General features: G+C 64.2%; 13 protein-coding genes. 6 read left to right on the top strand and 7 right to left on the bottom strand.

Annotated elements, in window-relative coordinates; all coding sequences use genetic code 11:
- Positions 1–6: 6 nt before the first annotated feature.
- Genes LDZ27_RS25735 through coxB form a run of 3 tightly spaced genes read right to left on the bottom strand, consistent with a single transcriptional unit; the run spans position 7 to position 3,565 of the window.
- A complete protein-coding gene (locus tag LDZ27_RS25735; protein WP_244818106.1) occupies positions 7–654 on the bottom strand; it encodes a cytochrome c oxidase subunit 3 in 648 nt (215 codons plus the stop codon).
- Complete coding sequence (ctaD, locus tag LDZ27_RS25730) at positions 651–2,612, bottom strand: cytochrome c oxidase subunit I (RefSeq protein WP_244818105.1); 1,962 nt, start codon at positions 2,610–2,612, stop codon at positions 651–653. The genes LDZ27_RS25735 and ctaD overlap by 4 nt, the downstream gene beginning before the upstream one ends.
- A complete protein-coding gene (coxB, locus tag LDZ27_RS25725; RefSeq protein ID WP_244818104.1) occupies positions 2,609–3,565 on the bottom strand; it encodes a cytochrome c oxidase subunit II in 957 nt (318 codons plus the stop codon). Before coxB ends, ctaD begins: the two co-directional genes overlap by 4 nt.
- A gap of 194 nt (positions 3,566–3,759) precedes the next feature.
- Between coxB and LDZ27_RS25720 the strand changes: the two genes are divergently transcribed.
- The 4 genes from LDZ27_RS25720 to LDZ27_RS25705 all read left to right on the top strand — a co-directional run bounded on the left by LDZ27_RS25720 (position 3,760) and on the right by LDZ27_RS25705 (position 8,206).
- Positions 3,760–4,263 carry a CinA family protein gene (locus tag LDZ27_RS25720; RefSeq protein ID WP_244818103.1) on the top strand — a complete coding sequence of 168 codons (504 nt, stop codon included), beginning with the start codon at positions 3,760–3,762 and terminating at the stop codon, positions 4,261–4,263.
- 21 nt (positions 4,264–4,284) lie between these two features.
- Positions 4,285–5,130, top strand: a complete 846-nt coding sequence (gene nadE, locus LDZ27_RS25715; RefSeq protein ID WP_244818102.1) for an ammonia-dependent NAD(+) synthetase — start codon at positions 4,285–4,287, stop codon at positions 5,128–5,130.
- Between the two features lie 94 nt (positions 5,131–5,224).
- Complete coding sequence (locus LDZ27_RS25710) at positions 5,225–5,722, top strand: ferritin-like domain-containing protein (RefSeq protein WP_244818101.1); 498 nt, start codon at positions 5,225–5,227, stop codon at positions 5,720–5,722.
- 165 nt (positions 5,723–5,887) lie between these two features.
- Complete coding sequence (locus LDZ27_RS25705) at positions 5,888–8,206, top strand: FdhF/YdeP family oxidoreductase (RefSeq protein ID WP_244818100.1); 2,319 nt, start codon at positions 5,888–5,890, stop codon at positions 8,204–8,206.
- A 37-nt stretch (positions 8,207–8,243) separates the two neighbouring features.
- On the opposite strand, the gene LDZ27_RS25700 is transcribed toward LDZ27_RS25705, so the two are convergent.
- Both LDZ27_RS25700 and LDZ27_RS25695 read right to left on the bottom strand, forming a co-directional pair.
- Entirely contained in the window at positions 8,244–8,828 is a 585-nt protein-coding gene (locus tag LDZ27_RS25700) for a hemerythrin domain-containing protein (RefSeq protein ID WP_244818449.1), read from the bottom strand.
- A gap of 74 nt (positions 8,829–8,902) precedes the next feature.
- Positions 8,903–9,502 carry a hypothetical protein gene (locus tag LDZ27_RS25695; protein WP_244818099.1) on the bottom strand — a complete coding sequence of 200 codons (600 nt, stop codon included), beginning with the start codon at positions 9,500–9,502 and terminating at the stop codon, positions 8,903–8,905.
- Positions 9,503–9,668: 166 nt separating this feature from the next.
- Here LDZ27_RS25695 and LDZ27_RS25690 point away from each other — a divergent pair, with 166 nt between their 5' ends.
- Both LDZ27_RS25690 and LDZ27_RS25685 read left to right on the top strand, forming a co-directional pair.
- Entirely contained in the window at positions 9,669–11,072 is a 1,404-nt protein-coding gene (locus LDZ27_RS25690) for an MmgE/PrpD family protein (RefSeq protein ID WP_244818098.1), read from the top strand.
- Between the two features lie 51 nt (positions 11,073–11,123).
- A complete protein-coding gene (locus LDZ27_RS25685) occupies positions 11,124–12,353 on the top strand; it encodes a phosphatidylserine decarboxylase family protein (protein WP_244818097.1) in 1,230 nt (409 codons plus the stop codon).
- A gap of 51 nt (positions 12,354–12,404) precedes the next feature.
- Here the strand turns inward: LDZ27_RS25685 and LDZ27_RS25680 are convergent, their stop codons facing one another.
- Entirely contained in the window at positions 12,405–12,659 is a 255-nt protein-coding gene (locus LDZ27_RS25680; protein WP_244818096.1) for a DUF378 domain-containing protein, read from the bottom strand.
- A 110-nt stretch (positions 12,660–12,769) separates the two neighbouring features.
- Positions 12,770–13,639, bottom strand: a complete 870-nt coding sequence (locus LDZ27_RS25675) for a manganese catalase family protein (RefSeq protein ID WP_244818095.1) — start codon at positions 13,637–13,639, stop codon at positions 12,770–12,772.
- Positions 13,640–13,682: the final 43 nt, after the last annotated feature.

Raw genomic sequence — 13,682 nt, 5'->3', positions numbered from 1 at the left:
GCGATGTCAGAAACGGGGCGCCCAGTAGATGACGCCGTAGATAGGCAGCCAGCTCAACACGACGAAGTACCAGTAAAGCGCGTTCTCGCTGACATCGACGAAGCGCTTGCTCTCGAACGGTCCCGTGAAGAGCATGATGGTGAGCACGCCGGTATCGACGGCATCGGTGACGAGGTGAGTCGTATGCAGGCCGAGCAGCAGCCACACGACCGAGCCATACGCGTTCGTGTACCAGCTCACGTTCAGCGCCGCGAACTCAAGGCCGCGCAACACGAGAAAGACGAACGTTGCAAGCAGGCACACGGTCATCCAGAGTTTCGCGGGGCCGCGCTCGTAGCGCTCGGCGGCGCGCTTCGCAAGCTGGTTCGGCAGCATGCTCGCAAGCAGTACCAGCGTATTGAGCGTGCCCCAGCGCAATTCGGGCGCGGCGGCGGCCATCGGCCAGGCGGGCGCGTGCGTGCGCAAGTAGAAGTACATCATCACCGCGATGCCGAAGACCGTGCCTTCGATCAGCATCAGCCCCGCCGTGCTCCACCACATCACGCTGCGATGCCCGAACGCGAACGTCGGCAAGTCGCGCACGTCGAGAAGGAGTTCCGATGCGTGCGCTTCGTCGCGGCGCACGTGCACGCTGGATTCGGCCGCGCTCTTCATGGACGCTGCTCCCTTGCGACCGCGAACGCGTTGCTCGAACGTTTCGGCCAGAACCACGCGATCATCGCGATCGCGACCGGCACCGATCCCCACACGATCGCCCACGGCGTGTAGATCGAGCCGATGAAGAGAATCGTCGTCGCAATGGCGCTGATGAACGGCCATATCGACGGTGAGGGAAGGAGCGGCCGATGATCCGGCTTCGCGTCGAGCACGCTCGTCACCAGCACTTCGCGCGCGTCCGCGGCGAGCCCGCCGACATGGCGCGGTTCGGCCGCCGGCTCCCACAACGGATCGCGGCCATGTACGACGGGAATCGCATCGAAGTTGTGCGGCGGCGGCGGCGACGGCACGCTCCATTCGAGCGTCCCCGCGCCCCACGGATCAGCGGGCGCGGTCTCGCCGCGCCGGAGCGTCACGATCACGTTGACGATGAAGAGCAGCACGCTCACCGCGATGGTCCACGCGCCGATGGTCGCGGCGAGGTTCATGCCGTCCCAGCCGAGACCGGACGGATACGTCCACACGCGGCGCGGCATGCCGTTCAGACCGAGCAGATGCATCGGAAAGAAGGTGACGTTGAAGCCGATGAAGAAGAGCCAGAACTGCCAGCGCCCGAGCCGCTCGGACAACATGCGGCCCGCGAACTTCGGAAACCAGTAGAAGAACGCGCCGAAGAGCGGGAACACGGCGCCGCCGAGCAGCACGTAATGCAGATGCGCGACGACAAAGTACGTGTCGTGCACTTGCAGGTCGAGCGGGACGGAGGCGACCATGATGCCGGTCATGCCGCCCATCACGAGGATGAAGAAGAACGCGAGCACGAAAAGCAGCGGCGTGCGCAGGTTCACGCGCCCGGTCCAGAGCGTGCCGATCCAGCAGAAGATCTGCACGGCCGAGGGAATCGCGATCATCAGGCTCGCGGCGGTGAAGAAGCTCTTGCCGAGTTCGGGGATGTTCGTCGCGAACATGTGATGCACCCACAACCCGAACGAGAGGAACGCGGTGCCGATGAGCGCGAGCACCATCGCGGGATAGCCGAAGACGGGACGGCGGGCGAACGTCGGAATGATCGACGAGATGAAACCGAGCGGCGGAATGAAAATCAGATAGACCTCGGGATGCCCGAAGAACCAGAACAGATGCTGCCAGAGCAGCACGTCGCCGCCCTTCGCGGGGTTATAGAAGTGCGTGCCGACGAGCCGGTCGAGAATGAGTGCGGTGCTGCACAGCATGACCGAAGGCATCGCGAAGATCACCATGAACTGCGTGACGAGCGTCGCCCAGACGAAGAGCGGCATGCGGTTGAGCGACATGCCCGGCGCGCGCATCTTGAAGATCGTGCTGATGAGCACGATCGCTTCGAGCAGGCCCGACAACTCCGTGAACGTAATCATCTGCGCCCAGATGTCGGAGCCCTTGCCCGGCGAATAGTCGGGGCCGGCGAGCGGCACGTAACTGAACCAGCCCGCGGAGGGCGCGTCGTTCACCGCGAGCGATGCGAACAGCAGCAGCCCGCCGAACAGGAACACCCAGTACGCATAGGCGTTCATGCGCGGAAACGCGATGCTGCGCGCGCCGACCATCAGCGGCACGAGATACGCGGCCACCGCCTGCATCACCGGCACGGCGAAGAGGAACATCATCGTCGTGCCGTGCATCGTGAAGAGTTCGTTGTAGAGGTTCGGGCCGATGAGCCGCAGGTTCGGACGCGCGAGCTGCATGCGCATCACGAGCGCGAGCAGGCCGGCGAGCACGAAGAACACGAACGTCGTCACGATGAAGCGCCGCGCGATGGTCTTGTGATTGATCGCCGATAACGCGCCGATGAAGCCGGGCGGATCGCTCCACGTCGCGGCGAGCTTGGCGCGCACGGCGGCGGGTGCGTTGGGACCATCGACCGGGCGCGGACCGTCGTCGCCGGAAGCCGTATAGGAAGAAGAAGCGTGCTCGCTCATTGCAGGGTACCGAGCCAGACGACGAGGGCCTGGAGATCTCCAGGGGCGAGCTGCGTGGCCGGCATCATCACGCCGGGTTTGTATTTGGGCGGATTCGTGATCCACGCGGAAAGGTTGTGCGCGTCGTTGACGAGCGTGCCGGCGGCAATCGTCTGCCGGCTCGCGAGATGCGTGAGGTCGGGGCCGAGCGAGCCGTTCGCCTGTGTGCCGCGCACGGTATGGCAACGCGCGCAGTCGCCGTTCATGAAGACATCGCGTCCGTGCAGGGCGAGCGCATCGGTGGACGAGACCGCGAGTTCGCGCTGCCGCGCGGCCCACGCCGCATATTGCGCGGGCGTATCCGCGATGACCGAGAAGGCCATCAACGCATGTTCGTAACCGCAGAACTCGGCGCATTGCCCGCGATACGCACCCGCCCGATCCGCGCGAAACGCAATGGTCGACTTCTGGCCGGGAATCATGTCCTTCTTCCCGTGTAAATTAGGTACCCAGAATGTATGAATAACATCCGCCGCGACCAGCGAGACCACGACCGGCCGTCCGACCGGCACATGCAGTTCGTTCGCCACGGCGAAGCCATCGGCTCCGCGCTCGGGCGCATAGCGCGCCTGCCACCACCATTGATACCCCGTCACCTCGATATGCAGCGCATCGTCGACGGGAAGGCGCGAGAGCGCGCGGTCCGTGATGACATCCGCGACGACGAGCGAGACAAGCAGCAGCGCCGATATGACCGTCGCCACGATCACCGAGCGGTTGATGCCGCGTTCGGGCCGCTCGTTGCTGCCGATGTCCGCGGGCGTCGAGCGATCGCCGCGCGGCGCGCGCACGAGCGCGATCATGCAGGCGAGCAGCACCGCCGCGAAGACGATGCAGCATACCGTCAGCGTGACGTGCCACAGGTCAAGTACCCGGCTCGCCTGAATCCCTGCTGGGCTAAGTGCGCTCTGCATGGCCGTATGGTTTAAGCGTTCGCGTTATCGTCGTGTACGGCATCGTTGGGGACGATCGTTGCTGCCCTCAAATGCTCCCTGGTGCGCTCCAGAGCAATAGACATTCCATGGACGTGCGTCCCCTTTTGGTGCGGCGATTGCTTATCGCCGTCAACGGAAAGCCGATCGACAGCGGCACCAAGGAGGAGGAAAGCGTGGATATCCCAAGGCAAGTGGTTTCGTTCCTGACTTCCCGTGGCTTGATGCTTGCGACAGCCGAATCGTGCACGGCGGGCTTCATCGCTTCGCTGGTTTCGTCGGTTCCGGGTAGCGGCAGTTGTCTGGACGTCGGCTTCGTCACGTATTCGCCGACGGGCAAGGCGGGCTTTCTCGGCGTGCGCGAGGAGACGATGAAGCAGTACGGCCTGACGAGCGAGGAAGTCGCGCGCGAGATGTCCGAAGGCGCGCTGAGTCAGGAAGCGTGTTGCGCGGACGTGTCGGTGTCGAACACGGGCGTCGCGGACGCTCCGCCCGGCGGCGACGGTCCGCCCGCCGGCACGCAATGCTTCGCGTGGTCATTCAAACTGCGCGACGGCCAGATGATCACCTTCAGCGAAACGAAGGTCTTCGACGGCGCGCGCAACGAGGTTCGGCACGCGGCGGCCGAGTACGCGCTGTCGCGCATCGAGCATTACTTCAACCGTCTGCCGAGACACTGAGCGAACGAATGGGAGGCGAGCATGGATCAGAGCATGAACGACTGGCGGCAATGGCGAGAGCAGGTCAGCCGCGAACTGGGCGTTCGCGAAGACTTCGATGTCGATGCCGAGCGCGAGCGCCGCATCGCCTTCCTGTCGGACTATCTCACTTCGCAGGGCTTGCGCACCTATGTGCTCGGCATCAGCGGCGGCGTGGATTCGTCGACGGCGGGACGGCTCGCGCAACTCGCCGTCGAGCGCCTTCGCGCGCGCGGCTACGAGGCGCATTTCGTCGCGGTGCGCCTGCCTTACGGCACGCAGCGCGATGAAGACGACGCGCAGCTCGCGCTGCAATTCGTGCGTCCCGACGAAGCGTTCACGGTGAACGTGAAGGGCGCATCCGACGAAATGATAGCCGCGCTCAAGGAAGGCGGCGCGCAATACGCGGACGATTTCCAGGAAGACTTCGTGCTGGGCAACATCAAGGCGCGCGAGCGCATGATCGCGCAATACGCGATCGCGGGCGCGCGGCGCGGCGTGGTCATCGGCACGGATCACGCGGCGGAATCGCTGATGGGCTTCTTCACGAAGTACGGCGACGGCGGCGCGGACATCCTGCCGCTTTCGGGCCTCACCAAGCGCCGCGTGCGCGCGCTCGCGCGTTCGATGGGCGCGGAGGACCGCCTCGTGATGAAGGTGCCGACCGCGGATCTCGAGACGCTCACGCCGCAGCGTCCGGACGAAGACAGCTACGGCATCAGCTACGAGAACATCGACGACTTTCTCGAAGGCAAGGAAGTCAGCGACGAAGTGCTCACGACGATACGCCGCTTCTACATGGCGACGCGTCACAAGCGCGCGCTGCCGCTGGAAATGCCGCGCGACTGACAGCGCCGGCAGTGGAACGGCGATTGCGTTTCCGATGTGGCGCGCCTGGCCGCCTGGCCGGTGCGAACCTACTGACCCTTGAACGGAGGCATCGATGGCATCGAAGACTATGCAGGACCTGTTCATCCACGCACTGTCCGACGTGTATAGCGCAGAGAAGCAACTGACGAAGGCGCTGCCGAAGCTGGCGCGCGCAAGCACCAACGAACAGCTCAAGCAGGCCTTTACGCAGCATCTGGAAGAAACGAACGGTCAGATCGAACGGATCGACAAGGTCGTCGAAGTGTGCGGCATCAGGCTCAAGCGCATCAAGTGCGTGGCGATGGAAGGCCTCGTCGAGGAAGGACAGGAACAGATCGAAGACTTCGAGCAAGGCCCCATCCGCGATGCGGCGCTGATCGCGGCGGCGCAAAAGGTCGAGCACTACGAGATCGCGACGTATGGCACGCTTGCGACCCTTGCCAAGCAGCTTGGTCAGGAACAGGCGATGAACCTTCTGCTCGAAACGTTGCAGGAAGAAAAATCCACCGACGAAAAGCTCACGGAGCTCGCCAAGACGCAACTCGCGCAGGAAACAAAGGCGGCAGGGTAACAGGACACAAGAAGAAAAAGCTAACGGGCACCCCCTCGCCCGTTGTCGCGACCGACGCGCCGGAGGCCCCCGGCGCGTCTTTTTTTGCCTGGCCGTATGCACCATGAAAGGGAACACTGCTTGCTGCGTCCCCAATCAAACACAACGCAAAAAGGCGAGGCAGACATGGCCGAATCAGACAGCGGCGCTCGCAAGAGCGAGGCGTATCCCTTTTCGTCCGGTGGATGGGGCTCGCTCAAGGCGGTCACCACCATACTCGTTCAGGAAAAAGTGCCGCTCAGGGACAGCGCGGTGCTGCTCAAACAGAACAAGAAAGACGGCTTCGCGTGCGTGAGCTGCTCATGGGCGAAACCGGCCGATCCGCACGTCTTCGAGTTCTGCGAAAGCGGCGCGAAGGCGACGGCCTGGGACCTCACCGCCAAGCGCATGACGCCGCAGTTCTTCGAGCTTCATACCGTGACGCAGCTTGGCGCATGGCATGACCACGATCTCGAGGAAGCGGGCCGCTTGACCGCGCCGCTGCGCTACGATCCCGCCACCGACAAATACGTGGCCGTGAGCTGGGAAGAAGCCTTCGAAGACATCGGGCGCGAGTTGCGCGCGCTCGATCCGAAGAGCGTCGTGTTTTACGCATCGGGCCGGGCGTCGCTCGAAACGTCGTACATGTACCAGCTTTTCGCGCGCATGTACGGCACCAACAACCTGCCCGACAGCTCGAACATGTGTCACGAGAGCACGAGCGTCGGACTGAAGGAAGCGATAGGCGTGGGCGTCGGCACCATCAAGCTCGACGACTTCGAGAAGACCGACCTCATGTTCTTCTTCGGACAGAACGTCGGCACGAATAGCCCGCGCATGCTGCATCAGTTGCAGGAAGCGAGAAAGCGCGGCGTGCCGATCATCACGTTCAATCCGCTTCGCGAGCCGGGGCTGTTGCAGTTCGTCAATCCGCAATCGCCGGTCGAAATGATGACGCCCGCGCATACGGTCATCAGCACGCAATATCATCAGGTGAAGACAGGCGGCGACACGGCGGCGATGCTCGGCATGTGCAAGGCCGTGATCGACGCCGACGACCGCGCGAAGGCACGCGGCGAGCCGCGCATTCTCGATGTCGATTTCATCGGAGAGCACACCGTCGGCTTCGAGAAGTTCGCGGACTACGTGCGCGCCGCGTTGTGGGACGACATCGAGCGCGTATCGGCGCTGCCGCGCGCGGACCTCGAAGCCGCAGCCGACGAATACATGCGCGCCAACGCGGTGATGGCGCACTACGGCATGGGCCTCACGCAGCACCGGCAAGGCGTTCAGAACGTGCGCATGCTGTGCAACCTGCTCTTTTTGCGCGGCAACATCGGCAAGCCGGGCGCGGGGCCATCGCCCGTGCGCGGGCATTCGAACGTGCAAGGGCAGCGCACCGTCGGCATCACGGAGAAGCCCGAACTCGCGCCGCTCGACAAGCTCGCGAGCCAGTTCCACTTCGAGCCGCCGCGCGAGAAGGGCATGAATATCGTCGAGGCGTTCGAGGCGATGCTCGACGGCAAGGTGAACGCGGTCGTCAATCTCGGCGGCAATCTCGTGCGTTCCGTGCCGGACCGCTTGCGCATCGAACCGGCGTGGCGCGATCTCAAGCTCACCGTCAACGTCGCGACGAAACTCAATCGCAGTCACCTCGTGCATGCAAAGAAGTCGTATATCCTGCCGTGCCTGAGCCGCATCGAGATCGATGCGCAGGCGAGCGGCCCGCAAGCCGTGTCGATGGAAGACAGCACCGGCTGCATTCACGGGTCGCGCGGCGTGGCCGAGCCTGCGTCCGCCGATGCGCGCTCCGAGCCGTACATCGTCGCGCAAATGGCGAAGCACACGCTAGGCGAGAAAGCGACGGTGGACTGGGATAGCTGGCGCGACGACTATCGCATCGTGCGCGCAGAGATCGCGAAGACGTATCCCGAGACCTTTCACGATTTCGAAGCGCGCATGTGGACGCCCGGCGGTTTCCCGCGCAACCTGCCGGCCCGCGAACGCAAGTGGGAGACGAAAAGCGGCAAGGCCGAGTTCTACGTGCCCGAATCGATCGGCGAAGACCCCGACATGCCCGAGCGCGACCCGCAGTCGCTGCGGCTCATGACGCTGCGCAGCGACAGCCAGTTCAACACGACGATCTACAACCTCGACGACCGCTTTCGCGGCGTGAGCGGCGACCGGATGGTGATTCTCATGCGCGAGAGCGACATGACGCGCCACGGCCTGAAGAAGGACGATCGCGTGACGCTGCAAACCATCGCCGACGACGGCTTCGAGCGCCGCGTCGCGGGCTTGCGCATCGAGCCTTACGACATACCGGAGGGTTGCATCGCGGGCTACTACCCGGAGTGCAATCCGCTCCTTCCGTTGTGGCACTACGCGAAGGAAAGCAAGGTGCCGGGCGCGAAGTCGATCCCGGTGCACATCGTCGAGGTGAACGGCACGCCGCGCGAGAAGTGACGCGCGGCGTCGCGTGGCGTGCGGCGTGCTGCGCGTCTTAAGCGTAGCGGTCCGCGCGCCGCGATGACGAAGGCCGCAAGCAATGCGCGATGGCGAACGCGCCGAGCGAGACGAGCGCGAGCGAAGCGAGGGGGAAGGTGCCCATCGTATTCACCGCGATCGACGTAGGGTTCTTCTGCGCGACGAGCTGCATCCTGCGTTTGGTCATGCGCTGGCCGAGTTCGGAGAGCCGCGAGCCGAGCGCGCGTTCGGCGGTCGGCAGCAGCACCGTTTCCTCGTCCGCGACATGGTGAATCACCTCGCGCATGAGCTGCATGAAGCGCGCGTCGTAGGCGGCGTCGTCGGGGCCCATCGCGCGCAGCTTCGCGATGTCCTCCCGCATCTTGTCGTGTTCGGGCTTGCTCTTCGCAAGCGTGTCGTCGCCCGGCAGCGCTTCGGCGAGCGCCGGATAGAAGATCTCCTCCTCCAGTTGCGCATGAATTTCGAGCGCCGTGCAGGCAAGCTCGACGATGGCGCGCTTGCGCCACCACGGACTATCGGCGTGATATCGATGAAAAGCCGCGAACACATGCGTGTGATCCATGCGGATCATCGTCGTGATGGAGGGCGATACAGAGGGCATGTCCACGTTGACTCCTTCGCGCGAGCGCGCCGTGCTTCGGTTGCGGGGATGTTTTTTATGTGGCTTCAATGGCCTCAGGTGGCCTTGTTTTTCTTCAGATGCGGATGCGTGTACGGCAAGAGCGAATCCGGCGCACGCATGTCGCGCGGCGTTTCGAAGTCGCGCAGCGCCTCGCCGCGCATCGCTTCGGGCGAACGCGCAAAGCCGCTGCGATTGCGATACATCGACGCATAGCGCTGCGACTTGATCTGCGCCTCGCGCCGCTGGTCTTCCGCATGCGAGGACAGCGACGTCGCGGCGTGCACATCGAGCGCGGTCACGCCCGCCACGTTTATAAACGCGCCGAGCGTGCGCGCGCGGTTCTTGTCGGAAGCGGCGGCGAGCGTCGCGAGATCGAGTGCATCCCCGCCGACGCGCGCCCAAAGATAAGGCGTGGGATCGCGCGACATCAGGATGCCGATGCCGCACGCGATTTCGCGCAGCCCATAGAGACGCATCAGCGCGGAATTCGTGCGCACGCCAGCCGCGCGCGCGACCGAGTTCGGCGCGAGCAGTTCGGCCGCGCCGAGCGCCAGACTGAACCAGCCGAGCCCGCGCGCGATGGATGCGGGACGCGTTCGCGCCGCGACATCGTTCGCGGGCGACTTGGGAAACGGATAGGGAACCTCACTCATGAATTCACCTCTTCTGCGGGGGAAGGCGGGATGTCGCCAAGCGTGCGTGACGCCTGGTCGGGGTGCAACAGGGGCATGCGAATCAAGCAAGCCGCATTCCGCGCCGCGCGTTGGTACAGGCAATGCTCAGTCGCATGCATTGCACGAAACGCGCGGGAGAGTGGCCATGAGTTCGACGACAAGCGGCATCGGCGAGCGGGAGGAGCGCGGTGAGCCAGCCCCGATGGTCGAGGCGCTTGCAGCGTTCGTGAGCCGCGTGCATGCGAGCGATCTGAGCGATGCCGCCCTCGATCGCCTGAAGCGCAGCATCGTCGATGCGCTCGGCTGCGCGATCGGCGCGATGGGACATGCGAGCGCCGCGAAAATCCGGCGCTTCGTGACCGAGTTCGGCGGTCCGCCGCTGTGTACGCTGATCGGCGGCGGCCAAAGCGCGCCCGACCGCGCCGCGCTCTACAACGGCTGCCTCGTGCGCTACCTCGATTTCATGGACAACACCGCGATACGCGGCGAAGTCTGCCATCCCGCCGACAACATCGGCGCGTTGCTCGCAGCGGGCGAGTACGCGGACGCCACGGGCGAAGCGTTCATCGCCGCGCTTGCCATCGCGTATCAGGTACAGACGCGCCTGCTCGACGTGCCGACCATGCGCGCCGGCATCAACTACACGACGCCGCTGAGCTTCTCCGTGGCGGCGGGCGCGGCGCGTCTCCTGTCGCTCGACGAATGGCGATGCGCGCACGCGCTCGCGCTCGCGGGCGTCGGCGCAGTGTCGCTTGCGGCGATTCAGGCCGAGCCGGTGTCCGAGTGGAAGGGGCTCGCATCGGGCGAAGCCGCGAGCCGGGCGCTTGCGAACACGTTTCTCGCGCGCAATGGCGTCACCGGGCCGACTGGCGTGTTCGACGGGCCGATGGGTCTCTTCCATCTGGTCGATGCGGCGCCCGTCATCGAGTGGAGCAAGGAGCGGCTCGACGCGCCGCTTCGCGTGTCCATCAAGAAGCACAACGCGGAGTTCCAGTCGCAAAGCGCCGTCGATCTCGCGATCCGGTTGCGTCACGAACATCGCATCGACGCGACGCGCATCGCGCGCGTGAGCGTCGACGTATCGGATGGTGCGTTCCAAGTGCTCGGCGGCGGCGCGTACGGACCGAAGGATCGATGCTGGACCAAGGAGCAGGCCGATCACAATCTCCGGTATCTGATCGCGGTGGCGCTCATCGACGGCGAAGTGCAGCCCGCGCAGTTCGCCGACGAGCGCATACGCCGCGACGACGTGCAAAGCCTGCTGCGACGCGTGCACATTGCGCCCAACGCGGACTACACGAACCGCACGCCCGATGAAATGCCCGCATCGATGCAGATAGAAACGAGCGATGGCGCGATCGTCGAAGGCGAGCAGAGCGACTACGAAGGCTTTCATGCGCGCCCGATGGACTGGGTCGCCGTCGATGAGAAGTACGAGCGCCTCACGGCGGCGAGGGTCGATAGCGGCCGCGCGAGAGCCATCCGCGAGGCCGTGATGCAGCTCGAAACCATCCGCCTGCGGGAATTGACCGATCTCCTCGCATGGTGAGGCATGCGAGGTGCGTGACGCAAACCGACTGACGTAATGGAGGCATGACAGATGGGCAACGAACGACGACGGCTGGGCGGCTGGCTTCCGAGCGGCGAGGAAGCGATCGCCAGCTTTCGCAAGAACTTCGCGGCGTATGCGCGCGAGCACGCCGGCCGGGCGAAGATGAATGCGGTGGTGGAAGATTTCGCGGCTTTCATTCGCGAAGATCCGGTAGTCCGCATGGATTTCACGCGGGCGATCAATCAGGCACGCGACGAAGGCTTCGAGCTGGGTTATTCGAGCATCGACGAACTGGTCGTCATGCTCGACGCGATGCTCACCTACGCGCCGCCCTTCAGCGAGAAGAGCCTGATTCACTGCCCGGTCAATGCGCTCTTGGACTGGCCGATGGTCATGCCTTCGGGATACGCGCTCTTTCGCGACCCGGCGTTCAACGCGCACCTGAAGCGCATTCTCAACGTGTGGTCCGGGTTTCTCAGCGGGCCGTATTCGCGCGAGCATCTGAACACGTCGTCGCCGAATGGATGGTTCAGTCCCGAAGCGGACAAGGAGATCGGCTTCTCGCAGTTTCTATGCGATCCGGACGAGCCGTACTGGGGCTTTTCCTCGTGGAATCATTTCTTTACGCGCGAGTTCAAGCCGGGCGCGCGGCCCGTTGCCGAGCCGGATAACGACAAGGTAATCGTGAGCGCGTGCGAGGCATCGCCATATGCGATCAAGGACGATATCAAGCTGCAAGACTCGTTCTGGATCAAGTCGCAGCCGTATTCGCTGCAGGAAATTTTCACGGCGAAGGAAAGCGGGCTGGCGAAGCGCTTCGTGGGCGGCACGGTGTATCAGGCGTATCTCAGCGCGTTCTACTATCACCGGTGGCATGCGCCGGTGAGCGGCACCATCACGAAAGCCTATCTCGTCGACGGCACCTATTACTCGGATGCCGAAGCCGAAGGCGAAGACCCCGGCGGCCTCAACGACTCGCAGGGCTATATCAGCGCGGTCGCGGCGCGCGCGGTCATCGTGATCGAATGCGACGATGCCGCTATCGGCGAAGTGGCGTGCGTGTTCGTCGGGATGGCGGAAGTGTCGTCCTGCATGATCGAGGCGCTGCCCGGACAGCGCGTGAAGAAGGGCGAGGAGTTGGGCTACTTTCAATACGGCGGCTCGACCTACTGCCTGATCTTCAAACCCGGCGTGATCGACAACTTCGTGCCGCAACCGCCGTTCAAGCGCGACGACCCGCTCGTCAAGGTGAACGCGCATCTGTGCACCGCGCGTTGAGCCAAAGATGTTGCCGCGCCGCGCGTGTGCATGACGCGCGCGGCGCGCGTCTCAACGATGCACCAGTCCATGCTCGCGTGCCGGCATGAATGCACGGACCAGCGAATAAAGACCGGCAAGCCCGACGAGCACATACACGATGCGCGCGCCCGGCGACCCCGCGCCGAAGATGGCCGCGACGAGATCGAACTGCATCAGGCCGACGAGACCCCAATTCAATGCGCCGATGATGACGAGCGCACCGGCTATCCAATCGACGGGGCTGCGGTGAGCACCTACCGTCCCTTTGTTGGTGATAGTTGGCATGACTAAACTCCTGGTCGACAAAAACACTACACGTAGATGCGGCACCGTGACGAACCGCGCTTCACCGATGCCGCCGGTTCATCGGCGGCATCGGCTTCAAACAAGATGCGTTACTGCGCCTGGCCCGAGCCGAGATCGGCGCCGGTCGCCGGGTCCGCCGTCGGGTCCGATGCGGTGCGCGCGGCCATGGCCTGCAGCGCTTCCACTTCCTGCTGCGTGACCTGCACGGTCGCGGTGCCGTCGCCGCCATCGACTGCCGGCTGCGGGTCCGCGACGAATTCCCAGTCGCCGCCTTCGTTCCACGGACCGCGTGCGTCGTCGCCCTTCGACATGTTGAAGTAGACGCTCGTGAATTCCGGCTTGCCCGGCAGCTTGCCCTGCGGGAAGTTCGGCTGAATGGAATGCAGCGCCTTTTCGAAGGACTTCTGGTGCGCGATTTCGCGCGTCATCAGAAAGCCGAGCGCGTCCTTGATGCCGGCGTCGTCGGTCACGTTGATGAGCCGTTCATACACGATCTTCGCGCGTGCTTCGGCGGCGATGTTCGAGCGCAGATCGGCCGTCGGCTCGCCGATGGTGTCGATATACGCCGCCGTCCACGGCACGCCGGCCGAGTTCGTGAGCGGCGCTCCGGCGCCATACAGGAGGGACGTCGTGTGCGAATCGTTGCCGTTTTGCGTGATGGTGCGATACAGCTCCGCTTCCTGTTCGACGGCTTCGGCAAGCGTGCCCTTCGCGCCCTTGTTCAGCATCGCGACGATGCTGCCGATGATCTCCAGATGACTCAGCTCTTCGGTCGCGATGTCGAACAGCAAGTCCTTACGGCCTGCATCGTCTTCGGTGACGGCTTGCGTGAAATAGCGCATGGCGGCGGCAAGCTCGCCTTGCGGACCGCCGAATTGTTCCAGCATCAGGTTGGCGAGGCCTGGGTTCGGGGCTGCCACGCGGACGGTGTATTGCAGGCGTTTGTTATGTACGAACATATCAACGGCTCCTTGTGATGGACGAGCGGTTTCTCTGCGGCGA

It is taken from the genome of Caballeronia sp. Lep1P3, assembly GCF_022879595.1.
Lineage (GTDB): Bacteria > Pseudomonadota > Gammaproteobacteria > Burkholderiales > Burkholderiaceae > Caballeronia.
The sequence above is the reverse complement of the archived record's forward strand: the minus strand, read 5'-3'. Positions and strand labels throughout refer to the sequence as shown.